This is a genomic window from Streptomyces sp. NPDC006372 (genome assembly GCF_040612515.1).
Lineage (GTDB): Bacteria > Actinomycetota > Actinomycetes > Streptomycetales > Streptomycetaceae > Streptomyces.
Genome location: NZ_JBEXQJ010000002.1, coordinates 116,018 through 133,638 on the forward strand (window position 1 = coordinate 116,018; position 17,621 = coordinate 133,638).

Consider the following 17,621-nt stretch of genomic DNA (forward strand, 5'->3'; position numbering starts at 1 on the left):
CGGGTCGCCGCCGCCCTCAGGGGCCGTCCCGCCCGGGGGCCGCGTCGCCGGGCGAGGGCCGGAAGCCGTACGACTCGGGGGACGGGTCGGCCGGCAGGAAGTCGTACGGTTCGAACTCGGCGTCGTCCTGGCCCCGGTGGCCGTACAGGTCGTCCTGCCCGAAGGAGACGTGGGGCGCGATGGGGACGTGGGGGGCGAAGGGGGCGTAGGGCTCTTCCGGTCGGGGGTCGGAGGTCCGCTGTGCCGTGCCCCTGCCGGAGGTCGAGGCACCGCCCGCGGCGGCTCCGGCACCTTTGGGGTTCCGGCTTCCGCCGGACCGCAGACCGCCCCCTGTCCCGGTGGCTTCGGTGCGTCCGGACCCGCCCCGGCCGAGGCGTGAGCGCTTGCGAGGCCGACCGTTCTGGTGAGCGTCACCCTCGGGCCTCCTCTCCCGCTGCCTGCCCATGGCCGCTCCGTCCGCCCCGGGCGTCCGGCACCGCCAGGCCCGCACTCCGAGTGCCGTCGGGACCGCCACCAGCACCATCCAGGCCAGCGCCGCCGCCCCGACCTGCCACCACACCGGCCCGAAGCGGGCCAGTACGGCGACCCCGAGCGGCCCGCCCGACAGCGCGGCGAGACCGGTGAGCACGGCCGCGCACAGCACCGCGGCCAGCCCGGCCGCCCGGGCGGTGCGCCACGGTGACCAGACGGCACCCCGTCCACCGCCGGGTCGCGTCCCGCCGCTCTCCCCCGCGGCCGCCCCCTGCGCCACGACCCGGCCGACGACCACCCCGGCAGCCATCGGCACGACTCCGGCCACCCAGTGCACCAGCCGCCCCTCCCCCGCCCCCGGCACCGCCGCCAGCAGCGGGAACGGCGGCAGGAACGGCGCCGGGGCGGAGGACAGCGGGCTGACGACGTGACCGGCGCCGAGGGCGAAGCCCGGCCCGAGGGCGTAGGCGGCACCCCACACCGCCGCGTTCGGCAGCAGGGCCGCACACAGCAGCAGCACCGCAGCCCGCCCCGACCACCCCTCCGTCAGCCGCAGCAGGGCCCCCTGGGCCGTCGCCCCGTGCCCCACCAGCGACACCGCCACCAGCAGCGCGCCGCCCCCGAGGAGCACCGCGAGCCCGGCCGCCACGGCCCGGGTGGCCACACCCGGGCGCCCGTCGCGGCCGACAACCAGCGGCCGTACCCACGCCGGCAGCACCCCGAGCAGCGGCCGCAGCGGCCCGCCCGGACGGCCGTACGCCGACCACACGCCCGTCCCCGCCGCCACGACGGCGACCAGCGGGACGCACACTCCCGCCCACACCCACGACGGCCGCAGCGGACCGCCGGCCGCGTACAGGGCGGCGAGCGAGGCGACGGCGACGTAGCCGAGGACGACCCCCGTCCACGCCGTACGCGCGGAGACCGGCGGCGGCCCCGGAACCACCTCGACGGCCCCGGCCTCCTCGACGAAGCCGGCGTCGCCGTCCCCGGGCCCGCCGTCGGTCGTGTCGCGCGCCGCCCGGTGCAGCAGCCAGACCGGCAGGGCGAGCAGCAGCAGGGGCGGGACGCCCACGGGGGTGGGGACGCCGGAGAGCGTGTCGGTGCGGACCAGCTCGGCTCCGTGCGCCAGCAGCCACAGCGCCGCCGCGACATGCATCGCGCCGCCCGGACCGCTGTCGGGGTAGGGCGAGCTGATCCACAGCAGCAACACGAGCACGGCAAGCGAGGCGAGCCCCAGAGCCGCCGCGACCGCACCACCCACGAGGGCGTCGACCAGTTCGGGCGAACGGTCGCGCAATCGGGTGAGCAGGGGCGACTGCGAACGTCGGCGAGCGGTCATCTCGATCACGCCCGCCATGCTCCCAACGACACGCGCTTTCACCTCGTAACAGGCGAACCATCGTTGTGTCGCCCAATATACGGTTATGTACTTTTCCGCATCGAGGGGCGCCCTGTGACGCAGAGCCCTGCCGCCCCGCTCCCCCCGCCCACGGAACGCCGACGCCTGCGCGAGGCCGCCTCGTTGACGCGGGCTCAGCTGGCTTCCCGGGTGGGCGTCACGAGCGAGAAGGTGCGCCGGTGGGAGACCGGCCGCGCCACACCGCGCGGCCGGAAAGCGGCTAAGTACGCGAGGCTGCTGAACTCACTCGGCAGGGGAAGGGAACTGACGTCTCCTCATGCCCCGCATGTGACCGCCCCCGAGCCTGACGAACCGGCGCGCCGCAGCGCGGTCGCCGTACGGCCCGGCCGAAGTCGTGGTCGTGGCTGGGTCCGCGCCCGCACCGTGGGCCCGCGACGGTACGGCGACGCCGCCGACGCCCTGACCCCTGATCAGGCCTTCGACGCGCTGTACTCCTTCTGCGCCCCGGCACTCGTCCGGCAGACCTACCTGCTGACGGGCCGCCGGGAGCTCGCCCGGGAGTCGGTCGAGCGGGCCTTTCACATCGCCTGGCAGCAGTGGCCCGAGGTGGCCTGCGACCGCGACCCGGCGGGGTGGGTGCGCGCGGTGGCTTACGACTGCGCCCTCTCCCCGTGGCACCGGTTCCGCCTCCGCCACCGGCACCCCGAACCACCACCCCCCGACGCGTTCGACCGCGCGCTGCTGGACACCCTGCTGAAGCTCCCGCCCTCGTACCGCCGCACGCTTCTGCTGTACGACGGTGTCGGTCTCGGCCTGCCGGAGACCGCGGCGGAGACGGAGGCCAGCACCCGCGCGGCCGCGAACCGGCTGGTGCACGCGCGTGAGGCGGTCGCCGAGCGGCTGCCGGAGCTGGCGGATCCGGAGGTGCTCCACTGGCGGCTCGTCGAACTGGCCTCCATCGAGCGGCTGCGGGCCGCCAAGCCGCTGGTCGTGCGGCGCAGCGGGGAACGCCGGGCCCGCTTGTGGACCCGGGCCGCCATCGCCTTCACGGTGGCCCTGATCGGGACCACGGTGCTCACCGTGCGCACGGCCCCGGCCCGCTACGAGCCCCCCGTACCGGCGGGAGAGACCGTCCAGGGCGTGCCCCCGCGGGTCGCGCCCGGACCGCTGTCGGAGAAGGAGCAGAAGCTGCGGAAGAAGCTGCGCAAGGAGCAGCAGCGCGGGCCGGACCGGTTGCTGCCGCAGCCGCGCTGACGCCGGACCGCACGGTGAGACAGCGGTGGGCCCGCCCCCGTACCGGGAGCGGGCCCACTGCCAGCCGGGAGTGGCTCAGCCGGCGAGGATCTCGCGCGCCAGCTTGGCCGTCTCGGTCGGCGTCTTGCCGACCTTGACGCCGGCGGCCTCGAGGGCCTCCTTCTTGGCGGCGGCCGTGCCGGAGGAGCCGGAGACGATGGCGCCGGCGTGGCCCATGGTCTTGCCCTCGGGCGCGGTGAAGCCCGCGACGTAGCCGACGACCGGCTTCTTCACGTTCTCCTTGATGAAGGCCGCGGCCCGCTCCTCGGCGTCGCCGCCGATCTCGCCGATCATGACGATCAGGTCGGTGTCGGGGTCGGCCTCGAACGCGGCGAGCGCGTCGATGTGGGTGGTGCCGATGACCGGGTCGCCACCGATGCCGACGGCCGACGAGAAGCCGATGTCACGCAGCTCGTACATCATCTGGTACGTCAGCGTGCCGGACTTCGAGACCAGACCGATGCGGCCCGGCTTGGTGATGTCGCCCGGGATGATGCCGGCGTTGGACTGGCCCGGGGTGATGAGACCGGGGCAGTTCGGGCCGATGATGCGGGTCTTGTTGCCCTTGGACACGGCGTACGCGTAGAACGCGGCCGAGTCGTGGACCGCGATGCCCTCGGTGATGACGACCGCGAGCGGGATCTCGGCGTCGATGGCCTCGACGACGGCGGCCTTGGAGAAGGCCGGCGGCACGAAGAGGACGGACACGTTCGCGCCCGTCTTCTCGATCGCCTCGGCGACCGTGCCGAACACCGGGATGTCGGTGCCGTCCACGTCGACCGTGGTGCCCGCCTTGCGCGGGTTCACGCCACCGACGATGTTCGTGCCGTCGGCGAGCATGAGCTTGGTGTGCTTCATGCCCGTGGAGCCGGTCATGCCCTGGACGATGACCTTGCTGTCCTTGTTGAGGAAGATAGCCATGGCTGAGTGTCCTCGTCCCTTACTTCGCAGCCGCGAGCTCAGCGGCCTTGTCGGCCGCGCCGTCCATGGTGTCCACGCGCTGCACCAGCGGGTGGTTGGCGTCGGAGAGGATCTGACGACCCAGCTCGGCGTTGTTGCCGTCCAGACGCACGACTAGCGGCTTGGTGACGTCCTCGCCGCGGTCCTCCAGGAGCTTCAGCGCCTGGACGATGCCGTTGGCGACCTCGTCGCACGCGGTGATGCCGCCGAAGACGTTGACGAAGACGGACTTGACGTCCGGGTCGCCGAGGATGATCTCCAGGCCGTTCGCCATGACGGCCGCGGAGGCGCCACCACCGATGTCGAGGAAGTTGGCGGGCTTGACGCCGCCGTGGTTCTCACCGGCGTACGCGACGACGTCCAGGGTGCTCATGACGAGACCCGCGCCGTTGCCGATGATGCCGACCTCACCGTCGAGCTTGACGTAGTTGAGGTTCTTCTCCTTGGCGGCGGCCTCGAGCGGGTTGGCCGCGTCCTTGTCCTGGAGGGCCTCGTGCTCCGGCTGACGGAACTCGGCGTTCTCGTCCAGGGAGACCTTGCCGTCCAGGGCGATGACGTCACCGGAGGCGACCTTCGCCAGCGGGTTGACCTCGACCAGGAGGGCGTCCTCCTTGATGAAGGTGTCCCACAGCTTGACGAGGACGTTCACGACCTTGTCGGCGACCTCGGCCGGGAACTTGGCGGCCTCGACGATCTCGCGGGCCTTGGCCTCGGTCACGCCCTCGTTGGCGTCGATCGGCGTCTTGGCGACGGCCTCCGGACGGGTGGCCGCCACCTCCTCGATCTCCATGCCGCCCTCGACGGAGGCGATGGAGAGGAAGGTGCGGTTGGCACGGTCGAGGAGGAAGGAGACGTAGTACTCCTCCACGATCTCGGGCGCCGTCTCGGCGATCATCACCTTGTGGACCGTGTGGCCCTTGATGTCCATGCCGAGGATGTTGGTCGCGTGCTCGACCGCCTCGTCGCCGGTGGCGGCGAGCTTCACGCCACCGGCCTTGCCACGGCCGCCGACCTTCACCTGGGCCTTGACGACGGACTTGCCACCGAGGCGCTCGGTGGCTGCGCGGGCCGCCTCAGGCGTGTCGATGACTTCACCGGCCAGCACCGGTACATCGTGCTTGGCGAAGAGGTCCCTCGCCTGGTACTCGAACAGGTCCACGCGCTTCCGTCCCTATCAGTGATCGCGGTTCGTTCAATGCGTGGGCGTGCCGCGAAGGGCAACGTGACGTCCGCATGTGTCACAAGGGAGGCGCACACGGTGTCCGAGCGCGCGGCATGTCCGTCTCGCAGGTTATCGCCGCTTGCGGAGCCGCTCTAAATCGAGGGTCACACCTGAGCGGTGATACCTGTCACATGATGCCGCACTCTCTGGCACGGCGTGCCTGGGGTGAGGGGCCTCACCGGGCTGGGGTTGACCCGGTGAGGCCCGCCGAACACCCCCGAAGGAGCACGAAAACCCAGTTCAGGGTCCCGCTCTTCGAGGCGCGGGTCGGTTGGTCCCCACCCCAATGGGGACCAACCGACCCGATCCACGAGGTTTCGGCCTCGGCGGCCGACGGCTTTCGACCGCCCTGGGCCGATGCCTCGCGGAGTCGGTGGGGTGAGGGTGCGGTGGGCACCCTTCGGTGGTGGATCAGGGGGTTCGCGGGTGGTGCCGCGAGGTCCGCGGGTGGTGCCGGGGGCTGCGCGGACGGCAGCGACAGCGGGGAGCGGTGGTCCGCTCGTGCTAGCCGGGGAAGAGGGGGACGTCCCGGTGGCTGTCCCGGGTGTCGGCCGCCTGGGAGCGGGCGACGACTGCGGGCAGGAGCCTCAGCGGCGCTCGCAGGCTCAGCGTGACGGCGTGCACGTCGCCGTGCCGGGGGGTGCCGTTGTCGACGGTGGCCCGGTTGCCGAGCGTGCCGCCGGGGCGGTCGGGGTGCGTGGGGGCGCCCGGGGCGGGTGCGACATGGACGGCGGACGGGGCGGCGGACGGGGCGGCGTGGTGTGCCCGTCTGTCGCGGTCCGGCTGCCGCACGAGGTATGCGTCGCTTGTCCGCGCCGGACGGTGCTCTTCGCCGCGTGCCTTGGCGTCCGCCCTGGCCTCCGCCCCGGCATCGGCGATCTCCGCCACGGCGGTCCGACCGGCCGAGGCGGGCACGTCGGCCGACGGTGCCGTCACCCGGCTCGGGGCCGGGTCGTACGTGGCCGGGGCGGGGAGGGTGTCGGCCGGGAGATCAGGTTGGCCGGGGAGGGTGGGCGCTTCGGGGAAGGGGACCTCGCCCGAGGGGGGTGCGGGCAGGAGGCCGGGCAGCGCGGGGAGCTCGACGAGGGACGGCAGCTCGGACACGACCGGCAGCTGGGGCAGCTTGGGCAGCACCGGCGGGTTGGACAGCACGGGCAGCTTGGGGAGCACCGGCAGCTTGGGGAGCGCCGGCGGATTGGGCAGGCCCGGCGGGTCGGACAGCGCTGGCAGCTTGGGGAGCACCGGCAAGTTGGACAGCGCGGGCAGTTTGGGCAGACCCGGCGGGTCGGACAGCACCGGCAGCTTGGGCAGGCCCGATGGATGGGGCAGCGCCGACGGGTTGGACGGGGTCGGCTGTGTCGGTGGCTCGGGCCGCTGCGTTGGTGGCTCGGTCGGCTGCGGCGGGGAGGACGGCGACGGTTTCTTCGTCCGCGCCTCTCCCAGCCCCCGGCTCACTGCCTCCCCGGCATCACCGACCACCCGCACGACCCGCTGCCCCACGGCTCCCAGGCTGTGCCCACTGCCGCCTCGCTCGGAGAGGGTCCGGGCGTCCACCGGCTCCCGCCGGTCGGCCGGTGCGTGCGCGCCGGGCCGGACCGGAGGCCGCTGGTCGTTGACGACCCGCCCCACCGCACCGTCCGTCAGCCCCCGCACGCCCTCCGCCGCAGACGCCCGCTGGCCGCACAGCAACCCGATGACGAGCACCCCGCCCACCAGCAGCACCACGTGGAGGACACGCCGCCCGGCCGCCGCGCGCAGCATGCGCAAGGCGGCACCGGACAGGGCTGCTGACCAGGTCAAGTGGGGGAGCTTCCTCCCGTGCGACGGAACCAGCGCGGAACGCTCCACGCGTCACGAGCAACGCGTCGGCACAACGCGGTACTGCCCGGCGCAGCACGACGCATCGCCGAGCAGGCGCCGATCCTCGCACGGGAGTGCGCAGGTTGCGCAAGCCCTTGCGAACCGATGGGCCGTCATGTCCGTTTTGGCACCACCGGGGTGGACGACGACGCATCGACAAGTCGCCATCCGCCCCTCCCCCGTCAGCCCTGCCCTCGGCTCGTCAGCTCCACCTTCGGCTTCTCATGCCGCGTCAGGTATCGGCAGCGGCCGCTTCTCGATCGCCGCCGCCATCACCTCCGGGAACAGATCGGGCGTACAGGCGAACGCCGGTGCCCCCAGGGCGGCGAGCGCGGCCGCGTGCTCCCTGTCGTACGCCGGCGCCCCCTCGTCCGAGAGCGCCAGCAGCGTCACGAACTGCACCCCCGAGGCCTTCATCGCCGACACCCGCTTGAGCATCTCGTTCCGGATCCCGCCCTCGTAGAGGTCACTGATGAGCACGACCACCGTCTCCGCGGGCCGGGTGATCTGCGACTGGCAGTAGGCGAGCGCCCGGTTGATGTCCGTGCCGCCGCCCAACTGCGTCCCGAACAGGACGTCGACGGGGTCGTCGAGCTGGTCCGTGAGGTCGGCGACCGCCGTGTCGAAGACGACGAGTCGCGTGGAGATCGTCCGCATCGAGGCGAGCACCGCTCCGAACACCGATGCGTACACGACCGATGCCGCCATGGATCCCGACTGGTCGATACAGAGGATGACCTCCTTCTTCGTGGACTGGGTCGCCCGCCCGTACCCGATGAGCCGCTCCGGCACGATCGTTCGGTACTCGGGCAGGTAGTGCTTGAGGTTGGCCGCGATGGTGCGGTTCCAGTCGATGTCGTGGTGGCGGGGCCGGCTGATGCGCGCACTGCGGTCGAGAGCACCGGTGAGGGTGGCCCGGGTGCGGGTGGCGAGCCGCTTCTCGAGGTCCTCGACGACCTTGCGCACAACGGCCCGTGCCGTCTCCTTCGTGGTCTCCGGCATGGCCTTGTTGAGCGACAGCAGCGTCCCGACCAGATGCACGTCGGCCTCCACGGCCTCCAGCATCTCCGGCTCCAGCAGGAGTGTGGCGAGACCGAGCCGGTCGATGGCGTCCCGCTGCATGACCTGCACGACGGAGGACGGGAAGTACGTCCGGATGTCCCCGAGCCAGCGCGCCACAGACGGCGCCGACGCCCCGAGCCCCGCCGAACGGTCCCGGCCGCCCGGCGACTTGTTGTCCCCCTTGCCGTAGAGAGCGGTGAGCGCTCCGTCCATCGCCGCGTCCTGCCCCGACAGCGCGCACCCGGTGCCGTCCGCCGCGTCACCGCCAAGCACGAGCCGCCACCGCCGCAACCGCTCCTGCGCCGGGTCCGTCTCGGCCACCTCGGCCGTCATCCGCGTCCTCCCCTGCTCAGCCGCTCCCACAGCGGCATCACCGGCACGGTCGTGGTCGGGGGCCGGCCTTCGGCCCCCGGTCCGGTCCTCACGGTGTCCTCCGCCTCCGTCACCCTCGTCGTCGGCTTCCTCAGTGCGTCGGTCGTCATCCGGTCACCCCCGTCAAGTCCTGGCCTGCCGTCTCCGCCACCTCGTCCAGTCCCAGCAGCAGCCGCACGACCGGCAGTACGGCATCCGCGCGCACCTGGTCGAGTTCCGCCGCGAAACCGGGTATGCCGGAGCCGGCCGTTGCCGCACCGCCCCCGGCTGCCGGTCCGCGCCGGACCAGTTCGCCGAGGGTGCGGCGCACCCCGGGCTCGTACGCCGAGAACGTCCGCCGCAGCAGGGGCAGCACGTCCGTGAAGGCCTCCGCCGGCACCCCGGTCAGCCACGCGTCGACCAGCCCGAGCAGTCGCTCGTCGTGCACCAGGAGCATTCCGCCGCCGGAGCCTCCTCCGACGAAGCCCTCGATCCATGCGGCGGCGTCCGCGGGTGGCGTGCCCGGGGAGAGGACGAGCCCCATGAGCCGTGCCGCCTCGTCCTGCGCCAACTCCCCGTCGTCGAGCAGGAGCCGCACAGCCCGCCCCCGGATCACGCCGGGCACGGTGTCCCGCGCGCACAGCACACGCAGCACCGCATGCCACCGGGTCCTCAGACGGCCCTGTGCCGCCGCGGGTGCGTCTCCCAGGAGGCCCACCGCCCCGTGCACGGCGTCGACATGCCCCCGCATCTCCTCCGCGGCGTCCGCGTCGAGCGCGGCGCAGGCCGGGAGCAGACCGACGAAGACGCGCTCGGCCAGACCCGCGGCGACCTCGCCCAGCGCCCCGGTGTCCGCGCCGCGCACATCGCCGTAGCGCAGGGAGCGGACCAGGGCCGGGAGCGCCTGGGCGAGGTGGCCGACGTCCGCGTCGAGGGCCGCCCGGTCGGCGAGGATCCGCATCACCGTGGGCAGCGCGTCGGGCAGTTCGGCCAGCAGGCAGCGCTCGGCGAGCGCGGTGACGTCGGCGAGTCCCTGCGCGGCGACGGCGTCGGCCTCGGCCTTGGCCGTCGCGGCGGACAGGACGGTCGTCCCCCACACCCCCGCTTCGGCGACCCGCACGGACAGCTCGGGCTCCCAGCGCAGCCGCCACGTCTCCCGGAACGTGCCCGTGCTGCCCCGCGAGGCGGCCGGTTCCCCCCAGGCGATCCCGAGCAGTCTCAGCCGGTGCAGCAGCCTGCTGCGGGCGGCGTCGTTCTCCTTGCGCAGGTCGAGTTCCAGCTCCCGTTCCAGCGCCTCCGGTTTCAGGCGCAGGCGGCGCTGGAGCCGGGCGAGGTCCCGCTGCAACGGAACCGCCGGCGCCGCCGACGGCACCTCCCCCAGCACGTCCCCCACGACCAGCCGCTCCCGCACCAGCGCCAGCGGCACGTCCGAGCCCTCGCACATCACCGCCCGCACCGCGTCGGTCGTCTCGCTCAGCCCGGGCAGGGGACGGCCGCGCATCGCGGCGAGCGTCTCGGCCAGCCGCACGGCCTCGATGACGTGCGCCGAGGAGACGATCCGGTCCTCGGCACGCAGCAACCCCGCCACCTTGGTCATCCACCGCTCCACCGGCCTGTCCGGGGCGCTGAACAAGTGCCCGTACCAACCCGGTGATTCGATGCCGGCCCCGTACCCGCTGGTCCGGGACAGCCTGCGGTGGGTCCACGGCACCCAGGTCATGTCCGTCTTGACCTTGGCCAGCCCCTTCAGCAGCGCCCTGTCGGCGGCGACGGTGGTCTTCCGCCGCAGTGCGGGTACGTGCCAGGCCCCGCAGACGACGGCCACACCGTCCTCGAACTCCCGCTGCGCGGCCCGCACCTGGAGCCGCATGTGGGCCTCCCGCACCAGGTCCCGGTCGTGTCCCCCGCTGCCGTAGGTCTCCCGCAGTGCCGCCATGGCCTCCTCGAGCACGGTGAACGGCGCGAGCGCGTCCCCCTTCCCCGCGCCCCGGTGCTCCACGACGTCCTCCCACCACCGCTCCGGGTCGTCGTAACCCGCGGCCTCCGCCAGCACACCGAGCGGGTCGATCCGCACGTCGGCGGGGTCGGGGGCGGAATCGGGAGCGGTGGCGGGCGCGGAACCGGGAGCCGGGTCCTTCGAGGTGGCGCCGGCGGTCCCGGCGGCCTCTGCGTCCAGAGGACGTTCGCCCGGGACGCCTGCCTCGTCCTCCTGCCTCCCCCAGGCCAGCGTGTGCGTGGCCGGCAGGTCGATGAAGCGGGCCGGGACGTCGTGCGCCAGGGCCCAGCGGACGGCGACCCACTCCGGGGAGAACTCCGCCAGCGGCCAGAACGCCGAGCGGCCGGGCTCGTCCACGGCATGGGCGAGCAGGGCGACCGGCGGCCGCATCTCCTCGTGCGCGGCGAGCGGAACCAGGGCATTGGCCTCCGGCGGCCCCTCGATCAGCACCACCCGCGGCCGGACCTCGTCGAGCGCCGCCCGCACGGCCCGCGCCGACCCCGGCCCGTGGTGCCGCACCCCGAGCAGCAACGGCCCCGCTCCGGCCCCCCGGCCCACAGCACTTGCCACGCTCGTCACTTCCTCCCCCTCTCATCCCCGACGTCCCGGCCGAACCCGTCAGCGACCGCTGCCCCGCCGGCCAAGGCCCCCGGCCCCGTATCGCTCACACGCTCACCTCCCGGCAGGCCCGGTAGAAGTCCTTCCAGCCGTCCCGCTCACGGACGACCGCCTCCAGGTACTCCTGCCAGATGACCCGGTCCGCCGCCGGGTCTCGGACCACCGCGCCGAGGATGCCCGCGGCGACGTCGCTCGGCCGCAGCACGCCGTCACCGAAGTGAGCGGCCAGGGCGAGCCCGTTGGTGACGACGGAGATGGCCTCGGCCGTGGACAGCGTGCCGCTGGGCGACTTCAGCTTCGTCCGGCCGTCGGCGGTGACGCCGTCGCGCAGCTCGCGGAAGACCGTGACGACGCGGCGGATCTCGTCGAGGCCGTCGGGCGCGGCCGGCAGGTCGAGGGACCGGCCGATCTGGTCGACGCGGCGCGAGACGATGTCGACCTCGGCTTCGGGACTCTCCGGCAGGGGCAGCACCACCGTGTTGAAACGGCGGCGCAGGGCGCTGGACAGGTCGTTGACCCCGCGGTCCCGGTCGTTGGCCGTGGCGATCAGGTTGAAGCCGCGGACCGCCTGCACCTCCTGTCCCAGCTCCGGTATCGGCAGGGTCTTCTCGGACAGGATCGTGATCAGCGTGTCCTGCACGTCCGCCGGAATACGGGTCAGCTCCTCGACGCGGGCCGTCATGCCGTCGGCCATGGCCCGCATGACGGGGCTGGGCACGAGGGCGTCACGGCTCGGGCCGTGGGCGAGCAACTGCGCGTAGTTCCAGCCGTAGCGGATGGCTTCCTCGGGTGTGCCGGCGGTGCCCTGCACCAGCAGTGTGGAGTCGCCGCTCACCGCCGCGGCCAGATGCTCGGACACCCAGGTCTTCGCCGTGCCCGGTACGCCGAGCAGGAGCAGGGCGCGGTCGGTGGCGAGCGTGGTGACGGCGACCTCGACGATGCGGCGCGGGCCCACGTACTTCGGTGTGATCACCGTGCCGTCCGGCAGTGTGCCGCCGAGCAGGTACGTCGCGACGGCCCACGGCGACAGTTTCCAGCGGGCCGGGCGCGGACGGTCGTCCTGCGCGGCCAGCGCGGCGAGTTCACCGGCGAAGGCGTCCTCGGCGTGCGGTCGCAACGCCTGGGTCGATTCCGTCTCCCCCGCTTCGACGGACGTCGGCTCAACGGACACAGTCATGGCAAAGTCCCCCTCCAGCTCAGCCGGTTCGGATCTGGCATCCACGTTGCACCACACCACTGACAATGCGTTCTGACCTGCACAAACGCTCTGCCGATGCCGCTCGCGGACTCGATTGTCAGTGGTGGGATCTACCTTCGGTGACATGACTCAGCAGGGGGTGCGCTGGACCGCGGACCAGGTGCTGGCACTGGCGCCTGACACCGCGTCACGCAAAGCGGGAAGCAAACTCGGCGCGGCGGGGCCGTGGTCCGAGGCGGGGAGTTCCGACGAGGGGACGGTGTGGGGGCTGTGCAAGGGCAGCGGAAGCAAGCCGTATCAGACGGTCGTCGACATCGCGGACGCCTCCGGGCCCGCGTACAAGTGCAGTTGTCCGAGCCGCAAGTTCCCGTGCAAACACGCCCTCGGCCTGCTGCTGCTCTGGGCGGGCGGCGACGGAGCGGTGCCGCGGGGGGAGGCGCCCGAGTGGGCCGGGCAGTGGATAGCGGGGCGGCGCAAGCGCACGGAGGAGAAGAGGTCCGGGGAGAGCCCCGGGTCCCCGTCCGGGCCCGCTGATCCGGAGGCGGCCCGGCGCCGGGCGGAGCGCCGGGCCGAGCGGGTCACAGCGGGCGCGGTGGAGCTGGAGCAGCGCCTGGCCGATCTGCTGCGCGGCGGTCTGGCGGCGGCGGAGCGGTCCGGTTACGGCCTCTGGGAGGAGACGGCGGCCCGGATGGTCGATGCCCAGGCGCAGGGCCTGGCCGGCCGGGTCCGGGAGTTGGGTGCCATCCCGTCCACGGGGCCGGGCTGGCCGGTGCGGCTGCTGGAGGAGTGCGCGCTGCTGCATCTGCTCGGTCAGGGCTGGCTGCGCCGCGAGCGGTTGCCGGAGGGCCTCGCCGCCACGGTCCGTTCCCGGATCGGCCTGCCGGCCTCCGCGGACGGCCCGCCGGTGCGGGACCGCTGGCTGGTGCTCGCCCAGTACGACACGGCGGACACGCGCCTGACGACCCGCCGGATCTGGCTGTACGGCGCCGAATCCCGCCGCACGGTGCTGCTCCTCTCCCACGGCGCCGCCGGCCGCGCCCCGGAGCTGGCGCTGCCGGTGGGTCTGGCTCTGGAGGCCGAGGTGTCCTCCTATCCGGGTGCCGGGCAGTTGCGAGCGGCGTTGGGCGAGCAGTTCGCACCACCCGCACCGGCTGAGACCCGGCCGCCCGGGGTGACGACGTCCGAGGCGGCGGCCCGCTACGGCGACGCCCTGCGCGACGATCCGTGGCTGGAGTCGGTCCCGGTGACGCTGAACCGGGTCGTGCCCACCCCGGACGGCGACTCGTGGCAGCTGGCGGACGCCGACGGGGACACGGCGCTGCCGCTCACGCCGGCCTCGCGGTCCCGGCCCGGTCTGTGGCGGCTCGTCTCCCTGTCGGGCGGCGCCCCGGTCAGGGTCTTCGGCGAATGCGGCCACCAGGGTTTCGCCCCGCTGACGGCCTGGCCCGAGGGCCCGGGCGAGGCGGTCGCGTTGTGCTGAGCCGAGCGCAGCGCTCCCGCTCCTTCGGCCGGAGTCGCACTTCTCACGAATGCACGCATCTTTCAGGCATCACGGGACAACCGATCAGGGTGAGTCTTCAACCACCCCCGGGCGCCCCGCGGAAAGGACCCGTATGAACAGGACTTCCGCTCCTGTGGACGCGCCCGCCACGGGCGCCTGGGAGGGGCTCGTCACCACGGCACTTCTGGGCACGGATCGGCGCACCCCGCCGGGGGCCGGGCCGGGCCCGGAGGCGCCGGTGGCCCTGCTGGACGCGGCGGCCGTGGAGACCGTACGACGACGGGCCGGTCTGCGTCCGGCGCGGGCGGCGGAGCGTCCGCGGCCGGCTCCGGAGGATCCGCGTCCACCGCTGCCGCCGGCGGCCGCCCGCAGACTGGCGATGCTGCTGGCCGATCGCCCCGGCGCGTCCGGCGGCGGACGCCGTGGCACCGCGCCCGACCTGATGGAGCTGCTTCCCCAGTGGCTCGCGGCGGCGAACGCCCGTGGTTTCGCGCCGCCTCCGCAGGTGCTGCCCGCGCTGCTGGACGCGGCTCGGGGGCGGACCGATCTGCGTCCGGCGGCGCTGGAGTTCGCGGGTCCCCGGGCCCTGTGGCTGGCGCGGCTGAACCCGGACTGGCGGTTCGCCCTGCGTTCGACACCGGGCGGTGGAGCGGCCCTGCCGCAGCTCGAGGACGACGGCAGCATCCGGCAGTTGTGGCAGGAGGGCCTGTTCGCCGAACGCGTCGCTCTCCTGTCCGCCCTCCGCTCCCGCGAACCCGCAGCCGCGCGGGAGCTGCTCGCGACGACGTGGACGACGGAACGGGCCGAGGACCGGCTGATGTTCCTCGACTCGCTGCGCACGGGCCTCGGCCCGGACGACGAGCCGTTCCTGGAACAGGCCCTGGCCGACCGCAGCCGCAATGTCCGGGCGACGGCGGCGGAGCTGTTGTCGGCGCTGCCCGGTTCGGCGCTCGCCGCGCGAATGGCGGTCAGGGCGGAGGCGTGCGTGGCGATCGACCGCACCCTGAGCACGCCGGCCATCGCCGTCGAGGCTCCGCACGAGTGCGATCCGGGCATGGAGCGCGACGGTGTCGTGGCGAAGGCGCCCGCGGGCCGGGGTGAGCGGTCGTGGTGGTTCGGCCAGTTGGTGGAGGCGGCACCGCTCGGGACGTGGTCGCGGCGGCTGGGCGGGCGGACGCCCAGGGAGATCGTCGCACTGCCGGTCACGGACGACTGGCAGGGCGAGCTGCACGCGGCCTGGTGCCGGGCCGCGGTGCGTCAGCGGGACGCCGCGTGGTCGCGCGCCCTGCTGGGAGAGCCCTCGGCGCCGGAAGCGGGAGGTCCGGGTGCGGTGTCCCTGGCCGAGCGCGCCAAGCTGCTCGGCACGCTGGACGCCGCCGAGCGGGCCGAGTGGGTCGCCGGTTTCATCGCGGCGCACGGCCTGTCCGAGGCCTTCCAACTGCTCGGGGTGTGTGCGGTGCCGTGGGCGGCGCCGCTCGGCCGGGCGGTGGTGGACGCGCTCAACATCGCCCGGGACGCGGGGAGTTATCCATGGAGTTTCAGCGGGGTCATGGGCCTGGCGGAGCGCTGCCTCGACCCGTCCGAGGCCGGCCGTCTCGACGCGCTGCTGGCCGTACCGGACGAACCGGAGAACGCGTCACCCGGAGCCGGCGGCTACTGGGCGGAGTCCTTCCAGCGCCTGTCCACGACACTGCGCCTGCGCGCGGCGATGACCGAGGAACTGCGCATGCAGTAGCGCCAACGGGCACACCCACCGACACCCGTGCCGACGCCACCGGCTCGAAGCCGGTGACCCTGCTGGGCCGCAGTTCCGCCGGCCCACCCGCCGGAGGCCTACGCCTCAGCGGGCTGCCGGGCGTTCGCGCGGACCCAGTCCACGATCGACGCCGTCGTCGCGCCGGGCGTGAAGATCTCCGCGACGCCCTTCTCCTTCAGCAGCGGGATGTCCGCCTCGGGGATGATCCCGCCGCCGAAGACCAGGATGTCCTCGGCGTCCCGCTCCCGGAGCAGCTCGATCACGGCCGTGAAGAGCGTGTTGTGCGCGCCGGACAGGATGGAGAGACCGATCGCGTCGGCGTCCTCCTGGAGCGCCGTGTCGACGATCTGCTCGGGAGTCTGGTGGAGCCCGGTGTAGATGACCTCCATACCGGCGTCGCGCAGGGCCCGCGCGATCACCTTGGCTCCGCGATCATGGCCGTCGAGCCCCGGCTTGGCCACCACCACGCGGATCGGACCGGCTGCCACACCCATCACTGCCTCCATGAAGCGACTACATCCATCCGTACCGACAAGTACCGCACATATCGCGTAAGCGGTACACACCGCACCGCACGGACACCCCGCCCCGAACCGTCCGAGCAAGTGAACGAACGTTATCTCCAGGATCCCGTAACCGGCAGTTTCGCGGTGCGGAGGGAGGGGGAAATCACACGCAGGGACACGTTCGCCGCGCATCGTTCCGAGCTTTCGCGGCAGGGGAGCCGCACCCATCCGCGGCACCCGAACCGCAGCGGAACCGAGCGCAACGGGAGCCGCGACGAGGTCGCCCTACCACCGCCCCACCCACCACGCACAGCGGCGGTACGGCACTTCGGCGAGGGCACGCGGGACTCGCAGGGCACGCACAGCAGCACGCAGGGCAGGCACGGCGCAACAGCGGGGAACCTCGTCACCACGCCGACAGGGGACCCCGTCGCATCACTGGCGTCACACACGCCACACGCCGCGCTCCGTCCCCGCGGCTCACGTCGCTCGCGCGGTCGTCGTCGGCCGTCTTCGCAGCTGCTTTCCACGAGGGCACACGGGGGGCGGCTGCCCTCCCGCGTGCCGACAGGAGGTCGGCCATGAAGGTCACCGGGGCCGTTCTGCCCTTTCTCCCGTTCTGCCGGCGCCTGCTGCCGAGCCGGCCGGCCGGATTCTCCATGGCGCTGTTGAAGGCCACCGCCCTGGAGGTCGCGATCCTGGCCGGGCATCTCCTCCTCTATCCCTCCGGCATCACCCAGGAGCGACGGGTCCCCGCCCCGGCACTGCCCACGGACGGCACCGCCCAACTTCCGACGGAGGCCAAGCCCCCGGTCGTCCTGCTGCACGGCTTCATCGACAACCGCTCGGTCTTCGTCCTGCTGCGCCGCAGCCTCGCCCAGCACGGCAGGCAGCGGATCGAGTCCCTCAACTACTCGCCGCTGACCTGCGATCTGCGCATCGCCGCCGAGCTGCTCGGCCGGCACATAGAGGAGATCTGCGAACGCACCGGCGCCGAGCGAGTGGACGTCGTCGGGCACAGCCTCGGCGGCCTGATAGCGCGTTACTACGTGCAGCGGCTCGGCGGGGACGCCCGCGTCCGGACCCTGGTCACGCTCGGCACGCCGCACTCCGGAACCCGAGCGGTGCCCCTGGCCGACGCGCACCCCATCGTGCGCCAGATGCGCCCCGGCTCACCGGTGCTCGAGGAGCTCACTCAACCGGCCCCGGGCTGCCGTACGCACTTCGTCAGCTTCTGGAGCGACCTGGACACCGTGATGGACCCGGTGGAGACGGCCCGCATCGACCATCCCGATCTGACGGCGCAGAACGTGCACGTGACCGGCATCGGCCACCTCGCCCTGCCCGTGCACCCCACCGTCGCCAACGGGATACGACAGGTCCTCGACACGGCCCACCCGGGGGAACCGTCCACCGGCGACACCGACGGCCACACCGACGGCCTGACGGTGGCGTGACGGTGGC

At 73.4% G+C, this 17,621-nt stretch carries 13 protein-coding genes; 4 read left to right on the forward strand and 9 right to left on the reverse strand.

The features are described from left to right. Positions 1-16: 16 nt before the first annotated feature. Positions 17-1,831 (reverse strand): DUF6350 family protein, encoded by a 1,815-nt coding sequence (locus ABZ016_RS05020; RefSeq protein ID WP_356915158.1) that lies wholly within the window; start codon positions 1,829-1,831, stop codon positions 17-19. 96 nt (positions 1,832-1,927) lie between these two features. Between ABZ016_RS05020 and ABZ016_RS05025 the strand changes: the two genes are divergently transcribed. Next, positions 1,928-3,088: a helix-turn-helix domain-containing protein gene (locus ABZ016_RS05025; protein ID WP_356915159.1), complete on the forward strand. Its 1,161-nt coding sequence runs from the start codon at positions 1,928-1,930 to the stop codon at positions 3,086-3,088. 75 nt (positions 3,089-3,163) lie between these two features. Here the strand turns inward: ABZ016_RS05025 and sucD are convergent, their stop codons facing one another. From sucD to ABZ016_RS05060, 7 genes are all read right to left on the reverse strand, one after another. Beyond that, complete coding sequence (gene sucD / locus ABZ016_RS05030) at positions 3,164-4,048, reverse strand: succinate--CoA ligase subunit alpha (protein WP_356915160.1); 885 nt, start codon at positions 4,046-4,048, stop codon at positions 3,164-3,166. A 19-nt stretch (positions 4,049-4,067) separates the two neighbouring features. Continuing rightward, positions 4,068-5,246: an ADP-forming succinate--CoA ligase subunit beta gene (sucC, locus tag ABZ016_RS05035; RefSeq protein ID WP_356915161.1), complete on the reverse strand. Its 1,179-nt coding sequence runs from the start codon at positions 5,244-5,246 to the stop codon at positions 4,068-4,070. A 567-nt stretch (positions 5,247-5,813) separates the two neighbouring features. Next, positions 5,814-7,109 carry a hypothetical protein gene (locus ABZ016_RS05040; RefSeq protein ID WP_356915162.1) on the reverse strand — a complete coding sequence of 432 codons (1,296 nt, stop codon included), beginning with the start codon at positions 7,107-7,109 and terminating at the stop codon, positions 5,814-5,816. Between the two features lie 282 nt (positions 7,110-7,391). Then, positions 7,392-8,564, reverse strand: a complete 1,173-nt coding sequence (locus ABZ016_RS05045; RefSeq protein WP_356915163.1) for a VWA domain-containing protein — start codon at positions 8,562-8,564, stop codon at positions 7,392-7,394. Continuing rightward, positions 8,561-8,713 carry a hypothetical protein gene (locus ABZ016_RS05050; RefSeq protein ID WP_356915164.1) on the reverse strand — a complete coding sequence of 51 codons (153 nt, stop codon included), beginning with the start codon at positions 8,711-8,713 and terminating at the stop codon, positions 8,561-8,563. The genes ABZ016_RS05045 and ABZ016_RS05050 overlap by 4 nt, the downstream gene beginning before the upstream one ends. Further along, positions 8,710-11,148, reverse strand: coding sequence for a DUF5682 family protein (locus ABZ016_RS05055; protein ID WP_356915165.1), 2,439 nt, complete (start codon positions 11,146-11,148; stop codon positions 8,710-8,712). The genes ABZ016_RS05050 and ABZ016_RS05055 overlap by 4 nt, the downstream gene beginning before the upstream one ends. A 94-nt stretch (positions 11,149-11,242) precedes the next feature. Then, on the reverse strand, positions 11,243-12,373 hold the full coding sequence (locus ABZ016_RS05060) for an AAA family ATPase (RefSeq protein WP_356915166.1): 1,131 nt from the start codon (positions 12,371-12,373) through the stop codon (positions 11,243-11,245). Positions 12,374-12,518: 145 nt separating this feature from the next. Here ABZ016_RS05060 and ABZ016_RS05065 point away from each other — a divergent pair, with 145 nt between their 5' ends. Together ABZ016_RS05065 and ABZ016_RS05070 are read left to right on the forward strand one after the other, a co-directional pair. Beyond that, on the forward strand, positions 12,519-13,874 hold the full coding sequence (locus ABZ016_RS05065; RefSeq protein ID WP_356915167.1) for an SWIM zinc finger family protein: 1,356 nt from the start codon (positions 12,519-12,521) through the stop codon (positions 13,872-13,874). A gap of 133 nt (positions 13,875-14,007) precedes the next feature. Further along, on the forward strand, positions 14,008-15,630 hold the full coding sequence (locus tag ABZ016_RS05070) for a DUF5691 domain-containing protein (protein ID WP_356915168.1): 1,623 nt from the start codon (positions 14,008-14,010) through the stop codon (positions 15,628-15,630). Positions 15,631-15,728: 98 nt separating this feature from the next. Here the strand turns inward: ABZ016_RS05070 and ABZ016_RS05075 are convergent, their stop codons facing one another. Further along, the gene (locus ABZ016_RS05075) at positions 15,729-16,145 is read right to left on the reverse strand and encodes a cobalamin B12-binding domain-containing protein (protein ID WP_345660669.1); all 417 of its coding nucleotides are present in this window, start codon (positions 16,143-16,145) and stop codon (positions 15,729-15,731) included. Positions 16,146-16,738: 593 nt separating this feature from the next. Between ABZ016_RS05075 and ABZ016_RS05080 the strand changes: the two genes are divergently transcribed. Beyond that, entirely contained in the window at positions 16,739-17,614 is an 876-nt protein-coding gene (locus ABZ016_RS05080; RefSeq protein ID WP_356915169.1) for an alpha/beta fold hydrolase, read from the forward strand. The last annotated feature ends 7 nt before the right edge of the window (positions 17,615-17,621 follow it).